The organism is Paenibacillus sp. G2S3 (genome assembly GCF_030123105.1).
In the GTDB taxonomy this organism is placed as follows: domain Bacteria; phylum Bacillota; class Bacilli; order Paenibacillales; family Paenibacillaceae; genus Paenibacillus_AQ.
In genome coordinates this window covers 1,873,573-1,897,802 of sequence record NZ_CP126095.1, presented here as the reverse complement: position 1 = coordinate 1,897,802, position 24,230 = coordinate 1,873,573, and the positions used below count along the sequence as shown (strand labels likewise).

The following is a 24,230-nucleotide window of genomic DNA, read 5'->3' as shown; positions in this document are numbered from 1 at the left end:
ATCCTCTCATTTACACATCTACTTAAGCTTTAACCGCACCTGCCAATGCACCGTCAACGATATACTTTTGAATGAAGGTGTACAGGACGATAAGGGGTGCAGATACGATCATGATACCGCACGCCAACATAGGCCAGTTGTTTCCGTATTGACCGCGGAATTCTTTAAGCCCGAAGGTAATTGGATAATGTTCCGGACTTGGCAAATACATGATTGGACCTACAAAGTCATTCCAAATCGTAATCGCCGTCAGGATAACACCTGTTGCGATAACAGGTTTCATCAGTGGCATAATGATCTGGAATAAATACCGCATATACCCAGCACCATCCATACCTGCAGCTTCATCCATCTCACGGCTGATCCCTTTAATATAACCTACGAACATCATGAAGACGATCCCTGTTCCTCCTGTTTTTAGGAGAATATAACCCAGCTTCGTATCATAGCCCACAAATCCAAGCTCTTGTTTCAAGGTAAGCATCAATTTGAACTGTGCCACCATAGGGTTAGGCAAGAACTGTGACATCAAGAAGAACAAATAAATAAACCCGCTCCACTTCACATAATTTCTCGCTACCGGGAAAGCTCCGAATAACGAAACAATCAGTGTAAGCACTGTTGCTACAACTGTGTACAGCAAACTGTTAATGAAATAATTAGAGAAATTACCTTTTAACCAAGCTTCCTTGTAGTTATCCCATTGAATACTTTTCACAAGTCCGATCGGGTCTAGCAGGTAATCTGAAAAAGACTTGAATGAAATGTTTATAACAAACAATAGCGGCATGATATACAAAACAAGCAATACTGCAATCAAAATATAAGAGAGAGTTTTGGCGGTTTTGGAATCTTTCATTAATACTCCACCTCTCTCTTACGCATTTGTTTAACTGCAAATACAACGAAGACCAGAATCATAAGGAACTGTACCACCGAAAGCGCGGATGGAAGTCCCATCTGTAGAGAACCACGGAACGTCTCTTTATACACGTCATAAGCCATCGTTCTTGTGTTAAAGCGACCGTCCGTAGTTGCGAGAATAATGTCAAAGGTCGACATCGCACCGATAATGGACAAAATAATATTAATGGTGAACGATGGAGCAATAAGAGGGAACGTAATGTTCTTAAAAGATTGCCACTTCGTAGTTCCATCAATATATCCAGCCTCATACAGATCTTTCGGTACGGATTGAAGTCCTGCAAGGAAAATCAACATGGAGTAACCCATGTACATCCAAATTTGCGTGAATATAATATAACCAAACGCATGGGTGAAGCTTCCAAAGAACATATCTTTATAACCGAACAATGAATCATACAGTTGATTTACGGGACCACTTAGCGGATCGAACATCAAGCCCCATACCAGTGCAACTACCGATACACCGAGAACAACCGGCAAAAAGAAAACTGCGCGATAAAAATAATCGCCTTTCAGCTTCTGATTAATCACTACGGCCATAAGGAGACCGACACCGTTTTGTACGATTGTAACAATGACCATGAAATAAACTGTTCGTATAATGGAATCCCAACGTTCGCCTGAATTTCCGGAGTTAAAAACACTGTAATAATTGTCAAGGCCAACGAAATTCAACTTGCTCCCAGGAACGTTAGTAATATCTGTAAATGAATAAATGACCGTCATCATAGAGGGTCCAAAATAAAAAACAACATACAACGATAATGGAATCATAAGCAGCAGAAGCGGTAAATATCGTTTGATACCTTTTCCGAACGGATACATTTCTCTCACCTACCCAATCCTAATTCAATAAAATGATCGGGGCCTGTACGAACAGACCCCGAAGTTGTGGTACATGATGGTGCACAGTATGTTTTAGATGTCTGTTTATTGGGATAACAGCTTATTTAGGAGCTGCAGCTTCCCATTCTTTTTGTTGTACATCTGCAAGTTCTTTAGCGGTTTTGAATTCGCCACCTGGTGCAAGGTATTCAGTGTGTACGCCTTCAGCAGCAATGTGCTCGCCTACATTGTCGCGGTTAATCATTATGATTTCATAAGCAAGTTCAAAGTCTTCTGCCATGTATTTTGAAAGCTCGTTGTCAATGAAGTCACTGCCAGTTGCAATGTTATCTTGTGTTGGTACAAATCCAGCAGCCTTAACATATTCAGTGTAGTTCTCTGGTTGAGAGAAGAATTCCAGCCATTTCAAAGCGCCTTCTTTGTTCGGACCTTTCTCTGCTGCATACCAAGTTACATCGTATTTGCCGACAAGAGAAGCGTTCTTAGCAGCATCTTCAGTAGCTGGGATTGGGAAGTAACCAAATTTCACATCTGGATTAGCTGCAGCAATCGTAGGTGCATCCCAAGTTCCGTCAGCAATCATAGCTGCTTTTCCTGTTGCGAAGTACGAAGGTGCTGTTGCATAGTCAATACCCAAGAAACCATCGATGATGTAGTTATCTTGAAGAGTCTTCATTTTATCCAATACTTCTACAGCTTCAGCATCGTTGAACGCCGAAGTGCCTTTCCAAACGCCTTCAATCCATTTTTGTTGGTCGCCGCCACCTAGAATCTTAGCTTGCAAACCGAACACTGGCAGTTTCAAAGGCCATACATCTTTACCAGCCACTACGATTGGTACAATGCTCTTGGATTTCAAAGTATCTAGAACACTGATGAACTCTGTCCATGTTGTTGGAACAGTCAAACCGTTTTGTTCAAAGATTTCTTTATTATAGAAGAAACCTGACATTGCTACTTTACCGGTTGGGATCGCATACACTTTATCGTTGTAAGTACCCGCTTTGGCAATATCATTCGCATTGTAGTTTTTAACGAAAGCTTCGTTGCTCAGATCAGCTATCAAACCGGAATCAATCCATTGTTGCCAGTCTGGCACTTTCGCACCTGGTGTCCAATCTTTCGGAGACAATCTCATACCGGACAAATCGGCAAGGACGTCTACGTCACCAGCTGTGATTCTAGCTCTTTGTGCTTGTTTAAATTCATCATCCGGACCAGTGGTTGTGTACTCCACTTTATATTCTGGATATTTCTCTTCAAACTTCTTATTAATGTCTGTAATGACTTTGTTAATGTTCTCTTGTTTCCAGTGCAAGATCTTAATAACTTTCTTGTCACCAGACGCAGGCTTATTTGTTCCGTTGCCTGAAGTAGCCTCACCATTTGTGTTGTTGCCGCTTCCACATGCTGCTAATGAGAGCACTAGCGCTGAGCTTAACAATACCGCAGAAAGCTTCTTTACCATTTTTTGTTACCCCCCAGATGAATTGTTATGACCTTTCAACGAAACACCATCTTAATCCCTGAAATCACGAAACTTTAACGAAGATAATACAGAAAGCGGTTTCGTTGTTTTTATTATTACATCGTTATTTATCTTTGTAAAGTCTTTTTTTATTCTTTATCTTTGAACTAATTTTGAACTAAATCCCTCCAAAACCCTTTAAAATCAAGGATATTTCTGCTTAATCCTCAAACATCCCATTGACTATCTACCTATATAATTATAAAATCATTTACGAAAAGGTTTCGTAATTCATTCTTGAAATTCATAAAAAAGTCTGGCACAACTACACTTTTATCATAGATTACGGAGTATTTCGCATTATAAGGAGGAATAAAGTTGGCCTATAACATTAAAGATATAGCGAAAATAGCTGGAGTTTCTGTTTCGACAGTATCTAAAATCATAAATAACTACAGCGACATTTCGGAAGACACCAAGACTAGGGTACAACGAATCATAAAGGAAACTGGATATACTCCCTCCAATTCAGCAAAAACATTAGCAACAAAATCATCAAATCTCATTGGTGTTATTTTTGCAGGAATGCTGAATGTTGACTTTACCCATCCTTTTTTCATAGAGGTCCTAAATTCCTTCAAAAAACAAATGGGACTGCTAGGTTACGACCTGATCTTTTTCTCTAACGAAAAATTTCAAAGTGGCGATACTAATGATTATCTTGCCCGTTGTTTGCATTTTAATGTAGATGGTTGCCTACTTATTACCGGACAAGAACTAGAAACTTCTATCAGCGAATTAGATAATAGCTCTATTCCTTGCATCGGTGTAGATTTAAAGCTATCAGGCGACAATTCTGGTTACATCATGTCTGATAATTTCAAGCTGTCCACCAAGGTAGTCGAACACTTTTACTTATTAGGCTATCGAGAACTTGGTTATATCGGCAGCTCCTCAGAGTCAGAAATCTCTAATATACGTGAAAGTGGTTTCCGCAAAGCGCTTGAAGATTTGGGACTACCGATCAACGAAAACTGGTTCTTAAATGGTAGCAATTTCTTTGAAGCCAGCGGTTATGAGACCATGCGTAGAATGATTGCGAATGGAAATTTACCCAGAGCGATCTTCGCGGCTTCTGATCAGCTAGCTATCGGGGCTATGCGTGCCCTTAAGGAATCTGCTATTGCTGTTCCTAGTACCGTCGCGATTATTGGCTGCGATGATATCGAAGCCTGCAATTACACAACACCACTCTTGACTACGATTAAACAAAATAAAGATAAGATCGGTCGTCTGGCCGCGTTAATGCTATATGATCTAATAAACAATCAATCGGGTACGAGCTCTTTCAGCGTAGAGCCAGAGCTCATCATAAGAGAATCCTGCGGCGCTCCTGAGCGGGGTTTAGTATAGAACGTTTAGAGATACCTTTAGCAAAAATGAGGATATCCATAGCCATATCAATGGCCAAAGATATCCTCATTTTTTGTTTAGAGTCTTCTATATCCTAAATCAACACAAAAGGTGTTCCCGAGCCATGGAAATGGCTTAGGAACACCTTCATTTGTTTAAGCAATCTTACAGGTCGAAGTACAGAGAATATTCATGTGGATGAACACGAATGGCAACCTCTTGAGCTTCGGAACGTTTCAGAGCAATGTAGTTATCAATGAAGTCCTTAGTAAATACGTCACCTTCAGTAAGGAACTCGTAATCAGCTTCCAAAGAATCAAGCGCTTCGCCCAGGCTGCCTGGAACGCTGCGGATCTTTTCTTTGTCTGCATCGGACAATTCATAGATGTTCTTATCCAGAGGACCGTAACCCAGTTCTTGTGGGTTGATCTTGTTCTTGATTCCATCTAGACCTGCCATCAGCATTGCGGAGAATGCCAAGTAAGGGTTAGCCGTGGAGTCCGGTGTACGGAACTCAATACGACAGCCTTTTGGTGTCACAGCTGCTACTGGGATACGAACTGCTGCAGAACGATTTCCTTTGGAATATACCAAGTTAACCGGTGCTTCGTAACCAGGAACCAAACGTTTAAATGAGTTGGTACTTGGGTTAGTCAAAGCGATCAAAGCTGGTGCATGGTACAAAATACCGCCGATGTAGTGAAGAGCCATTTCGCTCAAGTTAGCATAAGCACCTTTTTCGTAGAACAAAGGCGTGTCTCCGTCAAAGATCGATTGGTGTACGTGCATTCCGCTACCATTATCACCGAACAGCGGTTTTGGCATGAAGGTTGCTACCTTACCGTACTGACGTGCAGTGTTTTGTACAATATATTTATAAGTCATGAGATTATCAGCAGTTTTCTTCAAGGTATCAAAACGGAAGTTGATTTCCGCTTGACCTGCAGTTGCCACTTCGTGGTGATGACGTTCAATACGCAGTCCCACTTCAGCAAGCAAACGACACATTTCACTACGGATATCCTGTTGGGAATCCACAGGTGCTACAGGTACATATCCACCCTTAACACCAACTTTAAATGCAAGGTTTCCGCCCTCTTCTTTACGACCCGTATTCCAAGCCGCTTCTTCAGAGTCTACGAAGAATGAGGAGCTGTTCATACCACTCTCGTAACGAACATCGTCAAAGATAAAGAATTCAGACTCAGGTGCGAAGAATGCTGATGTTCCAACTCCGCTCTTCTGAAGGAATTCTTCTGCTTTCACAGCAATACCGCGAGGATCGCGCTCATAGCGTTCACCATCAGGAGTGAAAATGTCGCACATAACGTTCAGCGTTGGATGAGCTGTAAACGGATCAATGAACACACTGTTCGGATCAGGCATCATAACCATGTCTGATTCTTCAATACCACGGAATCCTTTGATGGAAGAACCGTCGAATGCTACCCCATTTACAAAAGTTTCATCTTCCACTTCAGAAGCAGGCAGAGAAATGTGGTGAGCACGGCCACCTAAATCTACGAATCGAAAATCTACCCACTCGATATTGTTTTCTTTAATTGTTTGCAACACTTTTTCAACCGACATGAATTTTTCCTCCCCCAAGTTCCGAACATTAAGCCCCTCACAGTATGCAAATGTTCTTGTTTCATTTTTATTTGCTGTCGTCATTATAAATCTCATACCTAACATCGTCAATGCTTATGTCAGGTATTTCTTTCAGCAATGTAAGATATTCTGACGCTTTCGTGAAATCCGTTATTTTCGCTAATATTCATAACATCTCTAACTCATCCAATAGCAAAGAAGCCCTACAATCCCGCTGTACCGCGGGTTTAGAGGACTTCCAAGGTAGTTATATGCTTAAATATTATAGCGCCGAAACGGTTTCTGGCGAAGTTGAAAACTTACGTCCAACAATCGGAGCAAGCTTTTCCAGATCCTTAAGTAGATTATCGAACTGCTCAGGGAATAACGATTGAACACCATCACCTGTCATGGAATTGTCCGGATCTGTGTGCATTTCGATGATTAGACCATTTGCACCAGCAGCAACCGAAGCTTTAGCCATAGGTTCAACTAACTCACGACGTCCAGTGCCGTGACTTGGGTCAGAGATTACCGGAAGGTGGCTTAAGCTTTGTAGAACCGGAATGGCCGATAGATCCAGTGTATTGCGAGTGTATGTCTCAAATGTACGAATACCACGTTCACAGAGCATTACATCCTTATTTCCGCCTGCCAAAATGTACTCTGCTGCATTGAGCAATTCGTCGTAGGTTGCACTGAAACCACGTTTCAGAAGGACAGGTCTTCCGCAAGTACCCAGCTTGCGCAGCAAATCAAAGTTCTGCATGTTCCGTGTACCCACCTGGAGGATATCAGCATGCTCTGCACAAATATCTACATACTCTGGTGTCATAACCTCTGTAATGGTTAATAGGCCATGACGCTTTCCTGCTTCAGCCATCATAGTCAAACCTTCTACACCTACGCCTTGGAAGCTGTATGGACCTGTACGGGGCTTAAACGCGCCTCCACGCAGTACCTGAGCACCTGAAGCTTTAACTAGACGGGCAATCTCATCAATCTGCTCTGGAGACTCAACGGCACATGGTCCGCCCATAATCACGAGATTCTCTCCACCAATCTTCACACCCTTGATATCGATAATGGTATCCTCTGGATGGAAATCGCGGCTAGCTAGCTTATAGGACTTGGAGATCTTCACGACGTTCTCCACACCCTTCATTTGCCGCAAATGCTCTGCGAGCTTAGGAGTGACACTTCCTACTAAACCAATAACAGTGTGATCTGCACCTTTAGAGAGATGCACCTGCAAGCCCTCTTTTTCGATAACTGCGATAATATCTTTAACCTGCTCTTCTGGCGTTTGATTGGATGTAATGACGATCATATGAATAACTTCCTCTCTACATTTAAAATTTATAATAATTCCGCCGAACGCACTCACACTACGACGCGTGTTCGCTTTTAAGCTTTTAAGCTTTTATGCTTTTAACCGATAAAGCGATTTTACTCTAAAAATCCCTTACCGTCAATCCTATTTCCTGATTTATAAGTTGAAACCGCTTTATCTAAATAGAAAAGCGCGTAACCTCGATAGAGAGGTTACGCGCTCTTGTTCTACCACAAATATATAAGTTCGCTTACAGCGTATTAATTAGTACTTGCACTCTTATTCTTAACCGGAGGAAGTAGTTTTGCCATATTCACTGTACGTTTGATCTCCCATGTCTCTGGATTCTCGGAATCGTACTGCTCCAAATAATTAATAACTTCTTTGGTAATCGGTGTAGGTGTAGATGCACCAGAAGTAACACCCACAATATTTACACCCTTCAGCCAATCTGTGTTAAGCTCAGACACATCAGAAATCCGATGAGCAGGAACACCTGCAATTTCTTCGGACACCTGTGCCAGACGATTAGAGTTGTTGCTTCGTGGATCACCAACAACAATCACTAGATCACATTGCCCCGCCTGTTCGGCTACAGCCTCCTGACGCACCTGAGTAGCCATACATATCTCATTATGCACTTCGGCGCCTGGGAAGGTCTCTAGAAGCTTTTTCATAATATTTTTAATATCCCACTGACTCATAGTGGTCTGATTCGTAATTACAATCCGTGAAGAAGGGATGGTTAGGGTTGCAATCTCATCTTCTTTTTCAATTAAATGCACATGCTCTGGCGCAATACCGACAGCACCCTCCGGTTCAGGGTGGCCTTTCTTGCCGATATATATAACCTCATAACCATCATCGACTTTCTCCTGAATGAGATCATGCGTCTTTGTCACATCAGGACAGGTAGCATCGACCGTAGTCAATCCTTTATCCCTAGCCATCTTGCGAACCTCAGGTGAAACTCCGTGAGCAGTGAATATAACGGTTCCTCTGTCTACTTTATCGAGAATATCAAGACGGTTATGACCGTCCAAGGTAATGATGCCATCGTCCTCAAACGAATTCGTGACATGACTATTATGAACAATCATGCCCAGTATATAAATCGGCCGGGGAAGATCGAGATTTTGCGCAGCCTGCCGTGCCATCACCATAGCATCGACTACTCCGTAACAATATCCCCGTGGAGAAATTTTAATGACTTCCATGACTTCACCAACTTTCTGCTTTCGTTGACTTCTGTAATAGGACACACTTTAAATTATACCCTATTCCAGCGGCGGAGCAAAGAGAAGCGGCAACCAGATCACAAAAGTGGTTCCCTCGCCTTGACGTGTAACAACTTCTACTGACCCACCATGTTCGTCAATAATCCACTTAGCAATGGATAAACCAAGCCCAATCCCTTCTGTAATTCCACGCGATTCATCTGCACGATAGAAACGGTCGAAAATATATGGAACCTCATCTTTATCCATACCAATACCCGTATCGGTGATCCGAATACCCACTTGATTCTGATAGAAGATGGTGTCCAAACTTACCTCGCCAGAAGGCGTGTATTTAAAAGCATTATCAATAAAAATAAATAACATTTGTTGTAAATAATCTTTATTACCCACAACATATTTTCCATTTAAGACGGACATATCCCCTGTAACCCACTCCGCTTGACGAGGCAGGAAGGATGCCCGACGCGCAATCTCAGTCATCATTGGTTCAAGTGCTACGGGCTCGATTTCAAAAGTGCGCCCCGTATCTGCACGAGCGAGCGAGAGCATATCCGCTACCAGTCGACTCATACGCTTAGACTCGTCCGCGATATCCTTTACCGATTCCATCGAGAGCTGGCGAATTTCAGCCTCGCTCATCTTCCCTTCGCCCGGTTCCATCTCCCATACTTTTTGCAGTAGATCGATATTCCCACGAATAGTTGTTAGCGGAGTCCGCAACTCATGTGAGGCATCGGAAACGAATCGACGCTGAGCCGCATACGAATCCTCTAACTCTGTGTAGAATCCTTCCATACGCCCAAGCATGTTATTGACAGTCTCAATTAGACGACCTATTTCGTCCGGAGGTCCATCATATTCAATTCGGGAGCTTAGATCTGTCCCAGTCTGGATACCGTTTGCCGCCTCAATAACCTTACCGATAGGACTCATAGCTTTACGGGCTAAGAACAAGCCAAAGGTGAATGCCGCGATTAGAGTCGCAAATGTGCCGAAAACCAGGATGTTTTTCAGCCTTTCCATAAGCTTGTCTTCCGAATTTGACGGTGTTGCCACCTGCAGAAGCGCCACAGGGCTCTTATTCGAGTCATATATCGGAATCTGATAAATCATCAAATGATATCCGCCAAGCGTAGTCTGTTTGAACCCATGCGCTTTTTCAATATCAACCAGTTTTGGAACATCGAACTGGATATCTAGATAATGCAAGTTCTCTGACTTTTGCAGGTTCTCATTATTATAAATATAGGTTTGCACCAGAATATTAGCTTCCTCCAGTTTGTTTCCGAAGAAAGGGTTTATGCTCACACTCTGCAACGAGCCGTCATACGCCCAATTAGGGTTCAGGTTGGCTACGAGCTGTTCTCCCTGTTTTTGTATACGATCCTTCAAGTCACCATACGTATTAAAATAGACAAAACCGTAAATTGCGGCTGATAAGGCCAGCAGCATAACGGCCAAAATCCCTGAATACCAAGCAGTCAGCCGCAATCTTATAGACATGTTAGTTGTCACCTCTTAGAATGTAACCGGCACCCCGGATCGTTTGAATGAGGCGTTTACCGCCATGCTCCTCCGTCTTTTGACGTAGCATAGCTATGTATACCTCAAGTACATTAGATTCACCGCTGTAATCATAACCCCATATTTTATCCATGATCAGATCCCGCGAAAGTACACGTTTCGGATTTTGCATAAAGAGATGTAACAGCTCGAATTCCTTTGCTGTCAGCTCCAATCTTTTACCGGCGCGTGTGACCTCCCGTGAATCTACATCAAGTGTAATATCCTCGTAAGTAACCGCTTGCTCACTGCCTCCACTTTGCTCACTCTTACGTCGTAGCAACGCTCGTACACGTGCAAGCAATTCTTCCAGTGCAAATGGTTTTACTAAATAATCGTCTGCACCCAGATCAAGCCCTTTCACACGATGCTCAATTTCATCCTTGGCCGTAAGCATTAGAACAGGCACATTGCTGCCCCCTTCGCGCAAACGACGACAAACTTCAAATCCGTCGACCTGAGGCATCATAACATCCAAAATCACCACATCTGGATCGCTGCTCAGAATCGCTCGTAAACCATCCGCTCCGTTCACTGCAGTCTTAACATCGTAACCTTCAAAGGCTAACCCTCGGCGAAGCATGGAAATAATTTTTTCATCATCATCAATAATAAGAATATTCGGTCGCATCAAGCAGCCCCCATTGTTCATTTCTATTTATTTATATTGTAGCAGTCACACCATGATTAGACAAAAACGGAAGGGTTGCCCCTTCCGCGTTATTCACCGTCCGGTGTTATTGCTGCTGACTTTGCCCAGTAGTCGTATCGAAATCATTTTTGTTGCCGATTGTTACGGAAAGATCCATATTTTTACCATCACGCACCACATTCAGCGTTACTTTGTCACCGACTTTTAACGTTTGAATGAAAGCGATCAGATCTTGGTTTGTAGCATATTTGGTTCCATTTGCACCAGTAATGATATCGTAAGGGCGCAAGTCAGCGGCATACGCTGGCGATTTAAAGATAATATCTGCAACTACAGATCCTTCTTTAATATCTGTACCCATTTGCTTAGCTACTTCATCTGTAATCGTCATAAGCGTTGCACCAATGAATGGTACCGGTTCTTTAGGAATCGCTTGGTTCGCTTCCAGTTTATCTACGACTTCTTTAATCGTATTCACAGCGATAGCAAAACCTATACCTTGGGAATCTGTGCTAACAGCTACGTTCATACCAATTACCTGTCCATTCATATTGAGCAGCGGACCACCGGAGTTACCAGGGTTGATAGAAGCATCCGTTTGCAGCAGGTTTTTGTAGTTGCGTGTTCCACTACCGTCTTCTTCGTTGATATCGATGCTGCGTCCTTTTGCACTAAGAACACCAGAGGTTACTGTATGGTCGAAGCCTTGTGGGTTACCGATAGCAACCACTTCTGAACCTACTTTCAAGCTATCCGAATCTCCCAGAGCAACTGTAGGGAAATCACTATCACCTTCAATCTTCAATACTGCCAAATCCAGATCTTTACTAGAGCCTAGCAATTTTGCTTCGTATGGTTTGGTCACGCCATCCACTGTAACTTGGATGACATCGGCATTTTCAATAACGTGCTGATTCGTCAAAATATATCCGGATTTCTCATAAATGAAGCCTGTTCCAATTCCATAAGGGATGAGCTGCGATGAAGAGTTTGAACCTGACTTCGAGTCCTGCTCATTTTGTGAAGAACCACTTCCACCGTATTGATCTCCGAAAAAGAATTGAGAAAACGGATCACTCAAATTCGGACTGGAGGAACTTCCATTACGTGAACCGGATTTCACTAGCGTCTCAATCTTGACGACTGCTGGTCCAACCGCATCAACTACGCCAGTCACATCACGAGATCCTTTCACCAATGATGTAGTGGTAGTATTAGGTGTTGTACTAGCACTCTCATTCGTCGTCTTCGCCGTTCCATTCGATTCTGAGCTAGCGACAGTTGAAGCTGTATCCCCTGTGAACCAGTTGCCTCGATCTGCCATGAACATAGAACCTGAGAGAACAACCATACCCGCTAAGAAGGAAACAAATATGGTTTTAACTGAGCTTTTTGGCTTTTTATTAAATTGCCAGCCACCGCCACCTTCAGAGCCGCCTCCGCCGTTTCCACCTCGTCCACCGCCATTACCATCGAAGCCTGTACTGCGATATGAACTGTTATATGGGAGTTGTTTTACAGGCTGTGGAGGTGTAACCTCGACCCGCTCCGGCTCCATCCGGTTGTAATGCTGAGCACTTCCGTCTGCATGATTATCATCTTTGTTCAATGATTTAAAAGGTCCATAAGAATAGTAGTATGATGATCCGGATTCGGATGCCTGATTATTATTGCTATTATGGTTATTATTGTCCCAATCCCGATCTGGTGCTGGTCCATTGTCACGATTAAAGTTGTTGTTTTTGTTATCGTCCATGTTTATTTACCTCCTGCATCCTGTCGCCTGACAAGGATTAATTTGTTTTCTTGTTTCTTATTTTGTACTTTAAACCTTAAGGTCACATTAAAAACAATTTAAGCGGAGATAAAAGATATAGGCGAATAGACGGATAGACGGGATTGGGTATCAGGAGGAAGCTGTTAGGGGACTTGGTTCATAAGACACACCGCTGTTGGGTGGGACTGGGTTCAGAAGGCACCCACTGTTGGGTGGGACTGGGTTTCAGGCTACACCGCTGTTGAAATCATGTTCCTATGAATTGACCCTGCGGGTGGAACATGATTTCAAAGGCGGACGTAAACTTTTCGCTCTGATACCCAATCCCTAGGCAGGGAAGTAAAAAAAAAAGCGCGGGCGCGGAAAACAACGCGGCCCGAACTTCCAACACATACAAGATAAAAGATAAAAACAAAGACAAAGACAAAAACAAAGAACAAAGAACAAAGAACAAAAAACAAACTACAAACTACAAACTACAAACTACAAACTGAAAATTTAGCGACAAGCTAGCTTGTTTGACAACTAAACGTATGGACAGCGAAGCTAGATAAGCCAAACCGCTTTATTATAGGGAAAATCTCCCTATAATTAGCTTAAAACCACAAGAAATCAAGATTTAAAGGGAATACCTCCCTATAATTCTCAGCAATATAGCAGTTTATAAGAAAAACAAGGAATTTATACGGAGGTTTTCCCTATAACCCTGTAGACAAGCATAAAACTCAAATTTAAAGGTAGGTTTTCCCTATAACCTACCTTTAAACACCTATAATCTAGCCCATTACAATCTTAAACACCAAACCCTAACCCTGAGCCCAGCCCTTACGATGCGCATAAATAGCCAACTGAGTACGGTCATCCAGCTCGCATTTCATCAACAGGTTGCTGACATGCGTCTTCACCGTCTTGATGCTGATATGTAGCTCCTCACCGATATCCTTATTGGTCTTGCCCTCAGCAATAAGCAGCAGGACCTCCTTCTCACGCTCCGTTAAGCCGGAGGAATCACCTTGCACGGTACGCTGGCGAATGCCACGTGTCAACGCTTGCGATACATCACCAGTCATGACTGGCATACCACGGAATGCGCCTTGCAGTGCGTAGATCAGCTCCTCTGCTGACACGGTTTTGAGCACATAGCTGACTGCTCCAGCCTCTATAGCGTCCACAACAAGGTCATCCTCAAGGAAGCTGGTCAAGATTACGATTTTGAGACCAGGAAATTCCGATAGCACTGCACGAGTAGTCTCCACACCATTCATCACAGGCATCATCAGATCCATTAGCACGAGATCGGGCAAGCCTTCATGTCCACCAGCACGCAGCATCTCCAACGCTTGCTGTCCATTTGCTGCCTCTCCTATAACCTCAAACATCGGCTCCAGCATCAGATATGTTTTGAGACCCATCCGCACCATATCATGATCATCCACAAGCAACACTCTTATGACGCTCATGCCCTATTCCTCCTCGTCCTCTGTATCTGTTCCTAACGCTCTTTTTTCCTCTGACTCAGAATTCCCTTGCACAAACTTAGGGATATGTACACGTATGGTCGTTCCCGCACCCTTACGGCTAATAATCTCCACTTGTCCACCTAGTTTCTCCGCACGTTCGCGCATGGTGGTAAGACCGTACGAACCCTGTTTTTGCTGTATATGTTCAAAGCCTTGACCATCGTCGCTAATACTCAGCACAACCTGTCTTGACCCTTCACGCAGCGATAGACTGACCAGTCTAGCTTCAGCATGCTTCACAATATTCGCCATCGCCTCCTGAATAATCAGGAACAGCTGATGTTCAATTGCCTCAGACAATTCTCCTTGCAGTTCAAGCTCCTTCATTCCTTTTAAGCCATTTTGGCGGCAATAATCAGGGAACCATTTTTCCAGTGCTTCGAAAAGATTCCTGCCTTCTAGCTCCACTGGTCGCAACTGTGCAATGAGCGCTCTCATCTGCTTTTGTGCCATCTGTGACATGGCAATTAGCTGATCCATTACCAATTGACCTTGAGCTTCGTTAACCTTCAGCACTTTAGGCAGCGAAGAAGCCGACATATGGATGGCAAAAAGCTGTTGGCTCACCGTATCATGCAAATCCCGGGCCATACGCCTTCTTTCCTCCAACACCGCACTCTCCGCTGCCTGTTCCTTCTCAATAACCTCTTGTTCACCCAAACGCTGCAGAAGCTGCATCTTGTTCTCAACCGTATCCATCATGACATTAAATTCGTGGTACACTCTCGCAAAAGACTGGTCATCACTCTCTGGCATCCGGACGGACAGATTCCCTTTTGCCACCTGCAGCATATTTAGATCCAGATGATCAATCCGGCGCTGAATCCGCTGACCTGCCATATAGCCGATTACTACAGTGAACAACACGATCCCAAGACATAAGTACAGCCACATGCGATAATCCATAACTTCGATATACCCAAGGCAAGTGCCTGCATACATCAACCCGGCGCTTACGGCTCCAGTGAGCAGAAAGTAAAACAACAACAACCATTTGGTATTACTGAAGATTGTTCCCATCTAACCCACCGTTTTAACTTTAATGTCACCTATAAAAGCACTTACGTTAATGCGGACTTTTTTGCCCGCTTCTTTATAATAAGGCGTCTTGCATTGAACACTGCTCATAAATCCACTCCGGGACTGATCCAGAACTTCCATATCACCGATAAATGAACTACTGTTCACTGAGATCCCAAGATCCATATCATTCGGAATATACACCTTGATGTCGCCTATAAAAGCGGAGATATTAATTCTCGTTTCTCCATAAGCAATTTGCGCGTTCGTCAGATCCAAAACAGTATCGCCTATAAACTGTGAGACATTCGTGTTCTTCAGTTGGAAATGCTCGCGACCCATATGAACATCCCCGATAAAAGCAGAGCGATTGGTTGACTCCTTGTTATCCGTTGCCTCATGGAACTCCTCATGCCACTCCCCATGTCTTCTGGCGTGACGCTCATGACGTTCCTGACGTCTGCGCTCATGGCGCTCCTGTTTCTCCTGCCAACGTGATTCAGCGGTGGACTTAAAAGCTCCAGTTCCGTCTTCATCCTCTTCTTCATCTTTTTGAAGATTAATATTCCAGTCTCGCCCACCAGAAGGTTTGCCGAATTTCTGTTCGAATTGTTCATCTAGCGTGGAATCCAGTGGCTTTGGCGGCTCCACATCCAACGAGCTTTTTCCTGAAGGAAAGTGATCCGGTGGTGATGGTGGAGCAGGCGGCACTGGTGGTACTGAACCTCGTGGTTTAAAAATCACATAAAGACCGCCACCAATCAGCATGATTGGAATGAACATTTTGAAAAAATCCCCGGCTGAAATATCGAACCAGTCCAAATTTCGTCCAAGGAAGAACACTCCGATCGCCAGAAAGAAAAAACCGCCGATAGGTGAAGACCCACCTTTTGAATGTTCGTCGCCCGTACCGAGAAGTCGCTTCATCCCCATTAGGATCAGAATTACAGGCCAATAATTTGAGATCACATAACCTAAGCTGAAATCGGTGTAACCCAATTGTCTGAGTAGAAACATGGCTCCAATCCCTATCAGGATCAAGCCGCCAAAGATCTGACTTGTGAACCTTCTTTTCATATTCCATTTCCCCTTTAAATTAGTGGAACGCTCTCTTCTTCAATCTTATAGCCTTAGTCTACAGGAAGGAAGCGCTCATAAACAGCGGCGAGAGAAGGAACTTCCTCTCAGTCTCTAGACCGAGAGGAATGGGGTAATATTCCATTTACTTCATTATATATGAAAAAAGACTGTCCCTCAGTATAAACTGATTTGGGACAGTCTCTTTATTCAGCAGTCTTCTGCTTCAGTAGCGCATTATTGTTGCGGTTTCTGAGCTGGTTTAGAAGTATTTCCACTTTGCTTAGTAGCGCCGTCATTCTCAACAGCAAACTCAGCATTGTATTTTTCATTCGGTGTTTTGTAATTTTCTTGAACTTTAGACTTTTTATTATTAGCCACGGAATTCACCTCCCTTATCCCTTATGCAGCATAGATAATGCTTACTAAGAGAACATCTCGGTTGAGGCTATTACTCTGCCCCAGTCCGTATTATGGCAAGGTGATGTCACTATTATGCATGACCAAGTGAAAATAAGATCAATCCACCAAATTCATTGAAATACAACCCTGAATCTTAAATAGATTCTTCCAGCAGGGATTGCGGTACAGCATTATAGGTCTCAATCGCCTGGGTAAGCTTCTTCAGCATGACTTCCGTACATGTACCGTTGCCTCGCTTAATGAGCTGAACCACAACTGATTTTTTGCCCCATTCCTTATATACCTGTTTCGTAGTAGCAAAATACAAATCAATCTTCCGCCCTTTAATGGCAGATCCTGTATCAGCAACGATGCCGTATCCGTAACCAGGTATATAAAGTATACTCCCTAACGGGATTACCTTAGGGTCAGCAGCAATAGTGGAGACTGTATTCTTATCTCTACGTACTTTCACACCTGAATAGGTGATTCCGTATTCGGGATGTTTAGATGTTTTACCTGTAGATTCATAACCCGCAGTATAACCCGTCGCCATCACTTTCATTGAAGTAATAATCTGGTCAGCAGCCGGTGCAGCAACAGGAATAGAATTCGGAGATTTTGATGAACTATTCCCTTTGGTAGTTGGAGCTTTGGTGGATGGAGCTTTGGTGGATGGAGCTTTAGTGCTCTGTGGTGACTTTGTAGCTACTGGTTTATTTTTTGTTGTCGCAGGAACGATAGGTATGCTGGAATGTGGCTCATTTGACAACAAAGTAGCACGGCCAGTGGCGAGAATGGCTTGTTGATCTTTGGTTCTCATTGAACCAGAGTTAGCCTGGGTATGTTGCACCTCATTCGAAAGCGTTTTGTTAATATCTGTGTGCAGTAATGTGTCTCCTGTCCCATTGGCCACAACTGCTTGACGCTTTGATTCAGGAATGATACCTGCAGCAGTCAACAGTAGGACTATTGTGACGAAAAGACACCAAAACCTCTGAAATATGCCCATTTTGTTCATTTGATAAACCTCCCCCTTATTAGCGAAGGTTTCCCGATTCACAAAATTTTATACATGAAGATCAATTTTTAGATCCTCATGGGCATATGACAGAGGTCGTTAATAACCGTACTTTTGGTGTGGATTATTTCAAGTAATTAGGAGATTACACGATCTGAAATTTCCTGAGCCAATAGCTCAATCACTTCTTGAAGTGGCTTAGCGCCGATATCGCCTTCCCCACGCTTACGGATGGAAACTGTCTCGGCATTCATCTCATTCTCGCCAACTACGAACATGTATGGCAGCTTCTCCAGCTGAGCTTCACGGATCTTATAGCCAAGCTTCTCATTACGCAAATCTGCCTCAGCAGAGATACCACGGCGACGCAGCTTGTCCGTAACTTCCTTAGCATAATCGTCGAAAGCAGTAGATACAGGAATAACTTTAACCTGCTGTGGAGACAGCCAAAGCGGCAGTGATCCTGCAAAGTTCTCTAACAAGAAAGCAACAAAGCGCTCCATAGTACCTAAAATACCGCGGTGTAGAACGACTGGACGATGTTTCTGACCATCGTCACCGATATATTCCAATTCAAAGCGTTCAGGCAGCAAGAAGTCGATCTGTACAGTAGAGAGAGTCTCTTCCTTACCAAGTACAGTCTTGATCTGTACATCCAGCTTCGGACCGTAGAAGGCAGCTTCGCCTTCTGCTTCGTAGAATGGCAGGCCAGCTTCTTCTACAACTTCACGCAGCATACGCTGTGCAGTTTCCCACATTTCGTCATTCGCATAATATTTCTCAGTATCCTTAGGGTCACGATAAGACAACCGGAAACGGTAGTCATTAATGCCAAAGTCACTGTATACCTGTTTAATCAACTCGATTACACGAATGAACTCGCCTTTAATCTGGTCCAGACGACAGAAAATATGGGAGTCATTAAGAGTCATCGAACGCACACGGTGCAAGCCAGTCAGTGCTCCTGACATTTCATAACGGTGCTGGATACCCAGTTCAGCAATACGGATCGGTAGATCACGGTAGCTGTGCATGGAGCTCTTATAAATCATCATATGATGCGGGCAGTTCATTGGACGAAGAACAAACTCTTCATTATCAATAGTCATTTTAGGGAACATGTCATCTTGATAGTGCTCCCAGTGTCCAGAAGTTTTATATAGTTCAACATTACCAAGAACCGGAGTATATACATGCTGGTATCCTAGACTTGCTTCCAGATCCACAATGTAACGTTCCAGAATACTGCGCAGTTTAGCACCCTTAGGCAGCCAGATCGGCAAGCCTTGGCCAACCAATTGATTAAATGTGAAGATTTCAAGCTCTTTACCCAATTTACGGTGATCGCGTTTCTTCGCTTCTTCAAGCAGACGAAGATGCTCATCAAGCTGTGCTTTTTTGATCCAAGCTGTACCGTATACGCGTTGAAGCATTTTATTCTTGCTATCGCCGCGCCAGTAAGCACCGGCTACATTCATCAATTTGAAGACTTTGATCTTGGAAGTCGACGGAACGTGTGGTCCGCGACACAAGTCGAAGAATTCACCTTGTTCATAAATCGAAATCACACTATCTTCAGGCAGTGCTTCGATCAGTTCAAGCTTGTAAGGATCGCCTAGCTCACCGAATATTTCCAACGCTTCCTTGCGACTAACTTCCTTACGTACGATTGGAAGGTTCTCAGAGATAATACGATCCATTTCCTTTTCAATCTTTAACAGATCCTCAGGATTAAGCGGATGTTCCAAATCCATATCGTAGTAGAAGCCATCTTCGATTACCGGACCTACACCAAGCTTAACTTCCTTTGTTCCGTACAAACGTCTTACAGCTTGCGCCATCAGGTGGGCAGTACTGTGACGCATAACTTCCAAACCTTCAGGTGAATCCAAAGTTACGATCTCAATCAATGCGCCTTCCTCAAGTGGAGTGGACAGATCCACGACAATACCATTCAATTTCCCTGCCACTGCGTTCTTGCGAAGTCCACTACTAATAGAAGCTGCTACATCATCAATATTACTACCTTCTGCGTATTCCCGAACGGAGCCGTCCGGAAGTTTAATACTTACCATTTAAATTCCTCCTTCATATCCTTAAGCCAAGCGGCCATTGTAAATTTTGCGGAACGGAAATGTCCACGCATACAAAAAACGCCCGTCCCGCAAAGGGACGAGCGATTGCACCCGTGGTTCCACCCAAATTCGATTCTCTCAATCCGCTCTTATAGCAGAGTTAAGACAGAATCCTTCGTAAGCATGGAATAACGACCATGAACCGGCGGTTCTTACTATCCCATTTCTGGGAATTCATAACCGCAGCTACAAAGGGGTAAATCGATAGTAGGATACCGGAGGAAATTACAGCCTATGTTCCCTCTCTCTGATACGGTCCAGAACAATCTATTCATATCTTTGTCAAAGCTGTTAACGTGAATTATGGAGTAATTATAAATCTGTCCTCTCTGACAGTCAAGTCTGTAGAGGGGTCAAAATTTTGTAAACCCCGGCTAGCAGTCACCTGCAAGGACAGTATTGCATCTGGAAATAGCGCTTGAATGTCCTTAACAAGTTACTCTTCTCGTCGTTTCTTTTCAGGTAAGCGGCCTGCACGTTTCAAAGACTCACGCAGCAAGTATTCGATATGTCCGTTTACACTGCGAAATTCCTCTCCCGCCCAACGTTCTAACGCCTCATGCAGATCCGGATCAATCCGCAATGGAAAGCTTTTCTTGGCCGCCATGATGCACCGCCTTAATACAACGAGCCGGTGTTAATGACCGGACTCGCTCCGCGCTCCGACACGATCGCCACCATCAGATTATTGATCATTGCCGCTTTCCGTTCTTCGTCTAGCTCTACTACTCCGCTCTCTTTAAGCTGCTTAATTGCCATATCGACCATGCCAACTGCACCTTCTACAATGATTTGACGAGCAGACAGAATGGCAGATGCTTGCTGACGCTGCAACATGGTGCTGGCGATTTCTGTTGAATAAGCCAAGTGTGTAAGCCGGGCTTCAATGACCTCTACCCCAGATAAGGACAACCGCTCTTGTAGCTCAGTCGCTAATTCTTTAGCAATTTCATCTGCATTGGCACGCAGGGACATACCAGATTCATTGAAGTTATCATAAGGGTATTTGCTGGCTACATGACGCAGCGCCGTTTCACTCTGAATCTCTACGAAAGCCATGTATTTATCTACATCAAAAAGGGCTTTTGCGGAGTTAATCACCTTAAAGACGATAACGGCAGCAATTTCAATCGGATTACCTTCAACATCGTTGACCTTGAGCTTCACACTGTTAAAGTTACGAACGCGTAGGGAAACTGTCTTACGTACGCTGAACGGAATGACTGCGAACAATCCACTCGTTGCAATAGTCCCTACATATTTGCCGAAAAAGGTGACTACAACCGACTTATTGGGTTGTACAACTGTAATACTCGTACATAGTATTGCCGCAACAACGAACAGAATGACCGATCCTGCGACATACTCCTGAACAGCACCGTAGATTCCACCACCCAAACAAACTGCAATCAATGCGATTACCCAAAATCCGCTGACAGGACGAAGCGTCTTCTCTTTCATAAAAAAGCACCCCCACAAGATATTCTTTTGATATGATTATGATATCACTTATGGATAATAATGTGTATACAGAAATGTAATAAAATAATGAATTTATGTTCACAGGTAAAATAAACCTTCGAAATCTTAACCATACAAAAAAACGCTTGCCGCTCAATCATCCACTAAACGGATTAACGAGCAACAAGCGTTGATTTAATTTATATATTAGTTCTGCATGATGAAATCATTATCAATCTTCGCATTAGCATCATCGAACACGCGCAGAATATCGTAGCGTGTATTCCGCTGTGCCGGGATTTTGCCAGCTTCGCGGATTAGTTGCGTAATAGATTCGATGTTGACCTTGTAAGTCGCACCCGCAGAAGATACTACGTTCTCTTCAATCATCGTACTACCGAAATCGTTGCAGCCATATTGAAGGGAAAGCTTGCCAACTTCTGGTCCCATAGTTACCCATGAGGACTGAAAGTTCTTAATGTTGTCTAGAACAAGGCGACTAATCGCCACTGTCTTCAGATATTCCTCAGGCGTTTGTCTATCCAGCTTCAAATTGGTATTGTCCGGTTGGAATGTCCAAGAGATAAAGGCCAAGAAACCTTCTGAATCGTATTTATTGGCAATACACTCGTCCTGAGCCTCACGCACACGAAGTAAGTGCAATGCCCGTTCTTCCATGCTCTCACCAAGTCCAATGACCATCGTAGCCGTCGTATTCATACCGATCTTATGCGCTGTCTGCATGACGTCCATCCACTCGCGCCATGAGCCTTTAAGACGGCTGATCTTGCGGCGTGTACGGTCATCGAGAATTTCTGCTCCTCCACCTGGTAATGAATCCAGACCGGCAGCATGGATTTCACGCACCACTTCCTCGAGCGATAATCCAGATACTTCTTTCATCTTCATGATCTCTGCAGGAGAGAAGGAATGCATTGTAATTTCAGGAAAACGTTGCTTAATTCCGCGAAGTATATCTGTATAATAGCTGAAAGGAAGATTAGGGTTCGTGCCGCCTTGCATCAGTATTTCTGTACCATTTACAGCGATGGTCTCAGCGATTTTTTGGTAAATCGTCTCATCCGGTAGTACATAACCCTCATCCGAGCCTGGTCTGCGATAAAATGCGCAGAAACGACAGTAGACATCACATACATTCGTATAGTTAATATTACGACCAATTACAAACGTGGCCATCGGGTCTGGATGCCAGCGTTCCATTATGGTGTTTGCAGCTGCACCCATTTTCTCAATTTCGTTGCTCTCGAACAGTCGGATGGTATCTTCCAATTGGAGACGTTCACCCCGTAGGGCTTTGTCCAAAATAAGATCTATCGCACTCATCGTTCGCATCCTCCTTTTAAACCCTTAGGGTATTGGTAGAATCACAAAATTACAGGAAGAAAAAACGTTGCCTCTTTTCAAGATGACAACCCTTTCTCATTGAAATGAACAGTTCATTTCCTCATCGTATCACAATCTGAACAGCTTGAAAAATGCTTTTACATTCTTAGCAATATCCCATCCAGAAGAAAAGCAGCATCGCACTAAGCGATACTGCTAGTTATACTCTATTTCTCTACTACCGCTCAATTGAACATATCTTCTTATTACTTGGACTCAATTTCTGCCCTAGCAGCCTCCAGTGCTTGGCCAAGATCAGCAATCAAATCCTCTGCATGTTCAATACCGACGGAGAAGCGTAGCAAACGATCATCTACACCTACAGCATTTCGAATCTCCACAGGAATATCAGCATGCGTTTGTACAGCAGGATAAGTCATAAGTGACTCCACACCGCCAAGGCTCTCTGCGAATGCAATAAGACGAATATGACGAAGCAGCGGCTCTACGTATCTGGCATCTTTTAATTTGAAAGAAAAAATACCGGTATTGCCTGAAGATTGGCGATTCTGGATTTCATGTCCTGGATGATCCGGCAATCCTGGATGGAACACTTCCGCAATCGCTGGATGCTCTAGCAAGTAGTGGGCAATCGCTAGTGCATTGCTTTCGTGACGCTCCATACGCAGAGCCAACGTCTTCAAGCCTCTCATCAACTGATAACTGTCCGTTGGTCCGAGTACAGCGCCAATAGAGTTATGTAGAATAGCTATTTCGGCTGATAATTCTACACCCTTGGATACAATTAGACCTGCAAGTACATCATTATGACCACCCAAATATTTAGTTGCACTATGAACTACAATATCCGCACCTAATTCTATAGGACGTTGAAAGAATGGGGTCAGCAGCGTATTATCTACAATGCTAAGCAGCCCATGGTGACGAGCCCAGGTGCACACAGCTTCAATATCCGTGATCATCATAAGTGGATTCGTTGGCGTTTCAATAAATACAGCTTTCGTATTTGGACGACGCGTAGCTTCCAGTGCATCCAAATCATTCGTGTCTACATAAGAAGCAGTGATTCCAAACTTGGACATAATTCGTTCCAACAAACGATAGGTACCGCCATATAGATCCAGTGAAACGATCAGATGGTCACCTTGAGAGAACAAGGTAAGAACCGTTTGTATAGCTGCCATTCCTGAGCTACAAGCAAATCCTGCATCTCCAGATTCCAGTTCCGCAGCTGCATTCTCAAGCACTGAACGGGTTGGACTCTTGGTGCGGCTATAATCAAACCCTGTGCTCTGACCGAGTTTTGGATGACGAAATGCCGTTGCATTATAAATTGGAAAATTAATTGCTCCTGTGGCTGGATCTTCTTGAGAACCTATTTGAGCCAGTCTACTTTCAATCCTAAGTTTGTCATCCATG

At 43.7% G+C, this 24,230-nt stretch carries 20 protein-coding genes; 1 reads left to right on the top strand and 19 read right to left on the bottom strand.

Annotated elements, in window-relative coordinates; translation table 11 throughout:
• Positions 1-22 precede the first annotated feature (22 nt).
• The 3 genes from QNH28_RS08275 to QNH28_RS08265 all read right to left on the bottom strand — a co-directional run bounded on the left by QNH28_RS08275 (position 23) and on the right by QNH28_RS08265 (position 3,241).
• The gene (locus QNH28_RS08275) at positions 23-859 is read right to left on the bottom strand and encodes a carbohydrate ABC transporter permease (protein ID WP_042186238.1); all 837 of its coding nucleotides are present in this window, start codon (positions 857-859) and stop codon (positions 23-25) included.
• A complete protein-coding gene (locus QNH28_RS08270) occupies positions 859-1,752 on the bottom strand; it encodes a carbohydrate ABC transporter permease (protein ID WP_283912086.1) in 894 nt (297 codons plus the stop codon). Before QNH28_RS08270 ends, QNH28_RS08275 begins: the two co-directional genes overlap by 1 nt.
• A gap of 121 nt (positions 1,753-1,873) precedes the next feature.
• Complete coding sequence (locus tag QNH28_RS08265) at positions 1,874-3,241, bottom strand: ABC transporter substrate-binding protein (protein WP_283910944.1); 1,368 nt, start codon at positions 3,239-3,241, stop codon at positions 1,874-1,876.
• 378 nt (positions 3,242-3,619) lie between these two features.
• On the opposite strand from QNH28_RS08265, the gene QNH28_RS08260 reads away from it, so the two are divergent.
• Positions 3,620-4,654, top strand: coding sequence for a LacI family DNA-binding transcriptional regulator (locus QNH28_RS08260; RefSeq protein WP_283910943.1), 1,035 nt, complete (start codon positions 3,620-3,622; stop codon positions 4,652-4,654).
• Between the two features lie 165 nt (positions 4,655-4,819).
• On the opposite strand, the gene glnA is transcribed toward QNH28_RS08260, so the two are convergent.
• From glnA to QNH28_RS08180, 16 genes are all read right to left on the bottom strand, one after another.
• Entirely contained in the window at positions 4,820-6,244 is a 1,425-nt protein-coding gene (gene glnA, locus QNH28_RS08255; RefSeq protein WP_060624822.1) for a type I glutamate--ammonia ligase, read from the bottom strand.
• Positions 6,245-6,527: 283 nt separating this feature from the next.
• Positions 6,528-7,574, bottom strand: coding sequence for a 3-deoxy-7-phosphoheptulonate synthase (gene aroF, locus QNH28_RS08250; RefSeq protein ID WP_042186231.1), 1,047 nt, complete (start codon positions 7,572-7,574; stop codon positions 6,528-6,530).
• A 263-nt stretch (positions 7,575-7,837) separates the two neighbouring features.
• Entirely contained in the window at positions 7,838-8,794 is a 957-nt protein-coding gene (locus tag QNH28_RS08245) for a 4-hydroxy-3-methylbut-2-enyl diphosphate reductase (RefSeq protein WP_283910942.1), read from the bottom strand.
• A 60-nt stretch (positions 8,795-8,854) separates the two neighbouring features.
• Positions 8,855-10,321 (bottom strand): sensor histidine kinase, encoded by a 1,467-nt coding sequence (locus QNH28_RS08240; RefSeq protein WP_283910941.1) that lies wholly within the window; start codon positions 10,319-10,321, stop codon positions 8,855-8,857.
• A 1-nt stretch (position 10,322) separates the two neighbouring features.
• Complete coding sequence (locus QNH28_RS08235) at positions 10,323-11,012, bottom strand: response regulator transcription factor (RefSeq protein WP_042125657.1); 690 nt, start codon at positions 11,010-11,012, stop codon at positions 10,323-10,325.
• A gap of 106 nt (positions 11,013-11,118) precedes the next feature.
• Positions 11,119-12,789 carry a S1C family serine protease gene (locus QNH28_RS08230; RefSeq protein WP_283910940.1) on the bottom strand — a complete coding sequence of 557 codons (1,671 nt, stop codon included), beginning with the start codon at positions 12,787-12,789 and terminating at the stop codon, positions 11,119-11,121.
• Positions 12,790-13,616: 827 nt separating this feature from the next.
• Positions 13,617-14,270 (bottom strand): response regulator, encoded by a 654-nt coding sequence (locus QNH28_RS08225; protein WP_283910939.1) that lies wholly within the window; start codon positions 14,268-14,270, stop codon positions 13,617-13,619.
• 3 nt (positions 14,271-14,273) lie between these two features.
• A complete protein-coding gene (locus QNH28_RS08220) occupies positions 14,274-15,350 on the bottom strand; it encodes a HAMP domain-containing sensor histidine kinase (RefSeq protein WP_060625214.1) in 1,077 nt (358 codons plus the stop codon).
• The gene (liaF, locus tag QNH28_RS08215; RefSeq protein WP_283910938.1) at positions 15,351-16,427 is read right to left on the bottom strand and encodes a cell wall-active antibiotics response protein LiaF; all 1,077 of its coding nucleotides are present in this window, start codon (positions 16,425-16,427) and stop codon (positions 15,351-15,353) included. It abuts the gene before it with no gap.
• A 237-nt stretch (positions 16,428-16,664) separates the two neighbouring features.
• Positions 16,665-16,808 carry a hypothetical protein gene (locus QNH28_RS08210; protein ID WP_156113077.1) on the bottom strand — a complete coding sequence of 48 codons (144 nt, stop codon included), beginning with the start codon at positions 16,806-16,808 and terminating at the stop codon, positions 16,665-16,667.
• Positions 16,809-16,983: 175 nt separating this feature from the next.
• A complete protein-coding gene (locus QNH28_RS08205; RefSeq protein ID WP_481858380.1) occupies positions 16,984-17,577 on the bottom strand; it encodes a 3D domain-containing protein in 594 nt (197 codons plus the stop codon).
• 410 nt (positions 17,578-17,987) lie between these two features.
• Positions 17,988-19,925: a threonine--tRNA ligase gene (gene thrS / locus QNH28_RS08200; protein WP_283910936.1), complete on the bottom strand. Its 1,938-nt coding sequence runs from the start codon at positions 19,923-19,925 to the stop codon at positions 17,988-17,990.
• Positions 19,926-20,421: 496 nt separating this feature from the next.
• Positions 20,422-20,592, bottom strand: a complete 171-nt coding sequence (locus QNH28_RS08195) for a type II toxin-antitoxin system antitoxin (protein WP_036684471.1) — start codon at positions 20,590-20,592, stop codon at positions 20,422-20,424.
• Positions 20,593-20,603: 11 nt separating this feature from the next.
• Positions 20,604-21,446, bottom strand: coding sequence for an SPFH domain-containing protein (locus tag QNH28_RS08190; protein ID WP_283910935.1), 843 nt, complete (start codon positions 21,444-21,446; stop codon positions 20,604-20,606).
• A 207-nt stretch (positions 21,447-21,653) separates the two neighbouring features.
• Positions 21,654-22,790: a cyclic dehypoxanthinyl futalosine synthase gene (mqnC, locus tag QNH28_RS08185; RefSeq protein ID WP_042125644.1), complete on the bottom strand. Its 1,137-nt coding sequence runs from the start codon at positions 22,788-22,790 to the stop codon at positions 21,654-21,656.
• A 266-nt stretch (positions 22,791-23,056) separates the two neighbouring features.
• Complete coding sequence (locus QNH28_RS08180) at positions 23,057-24,229, bottom strand: aminotransferase class I/II-fold pyridoxal phosphate-dependent enzyme (RefSeq protein ID WP_283910934.1); 1,173 nt, start codon at positions 24,227-24,229, stop codon at positions 23,057-23,059.
• Between the last annotated feature and the right edge of the window lies 1 nt (position 24,230).

What these genes read in the sequence shown, in the direction of transcription:
- thrS (WP_283910936.1), bottom strand. Translation starts at nt 19,925, where the DNA reads ATGGTAAGTATTAAACTTCCGGACGGCTCCGTTCGGGAATACGCAGAA.
- liaF (WP_283910938.1), bottom strand. Translation starts at nt 16,427, where the DNA reads ATGAAAAGAAGGTTCACAAGTCAGATCTTTGGCGGCTTGATCCTGATA.
- QNH28_RS08220 (WP_060625214.1), bottom strand. Translation starts at nt 15,350, where the DNA reads ATGGGAACAATCTTCAGTAATACCAAATGGTTGTTGTTGTTTTACTTT.
- QNH28_RS08270 (WP_283912086.1), bottom strand. Translation starts at nt 1,752, where the DNA reads ATGTATCCGTTCGGAAAAGGTATCAAACGATATTTACCGCTTCTGCTG.
- QNH28_RS08225 (WP_283910939.1), bottom strand. Translation starts at nt 14,270, where the DNA reads ATGAGCGTCATAAGAGTGTTGCTTGTGGATGATCATGATATGGTGCGG.
- QNH28_RS08190 (WP_283910935.1), bottom strand. Translation starts at nt 21,446, where the DNA reads ATGAAAGAGAAGACGCTTCGTCCTGTCAGCGGATTTTGGGTAATCGCA.
- QNH28_RS08275 (WP_042186238.1), bottom strand. Translation starts at nt 859, where the DNA reads ATGAAAGATTCCAAAACCGCCAAAACTCTCTCTTATATTTTGATTGCA.
- QNH28_RS08245 (WP_283910942.1), bottom strand. Translation starts at nt 8,794, where the DNA reads ATGGAAGTCATTAAAATTTCTCCACGGGGATATTGTTACGGAGTAGTC.
- aroF (WP_042186231.1), bottom strand. Translation starts at nt 7,574, where the DNA reads ATGATCGTCATTACATCCAATCAAACGCCAGAAGAGCAGGTTAAAGAT.
- QNH28_RS08235 (WP_042125657.1), bottom strand. Translation starts at nt 11,012, where the DNA reads ATGCGACCGAATATTCTTATTATTGATGATGATGAAAAAATTATTTCC.
- mqnC (WP_042125644.1), bottom strand. Translation starts at nt 22,790, where the DNA reads ATGAGTGCGATAGATCTTATTTTGGACAAAGCCCTACGGGGTGAACGT.
- QNH28_RS08230 (WP_283910940.1), bottom strand. Translation starts at nt 12,789, where the DNA reads ATGGACGATAACAAAAACAACAACTTTAATCGTGACAATGGACCAGCA.
- QNH28_RS08180 (WP_283910934.1), bottom strand. Translation starts at nt 24,229, where the DNA reads ATGGATGACAAACTTAGGATTGAAAGTAGACTGGCTCAAATAGGTTCT.
- QNH28_RS08195 (WP_036684471.1), bottom strand. Translation starts at nt 20,592, where the DNA reads ATGGCGGCCAAGAAAAGCTTTCCATTGCGGATTGATCCGGATCTGCAT.
- glnA (WP_060624822.1), bottom strand. Translation starts at nt 6,244, where the DNA reads ATGTCGGTTGAAAAAGTGTTGCAAACAATTAAAGAAAACAATATCGAG.
- QNH28_RS08240 (WP_283910941.1), bottom strand. Translation starts at nt 10,321, where the DNA reads ATGTCTATAAGATTGCGGCTGACTGCTTGGTATTCAGGGATTTTGGCC.
- QNH28_RS08265 (WP_283910944.1), bottom strand. Translation starts at nt 3,241, where the DNA reads ATGGTAAAGAAGCTTTCTGCGGTATTGTTAAGCTCAGCGCTAGTGCTC.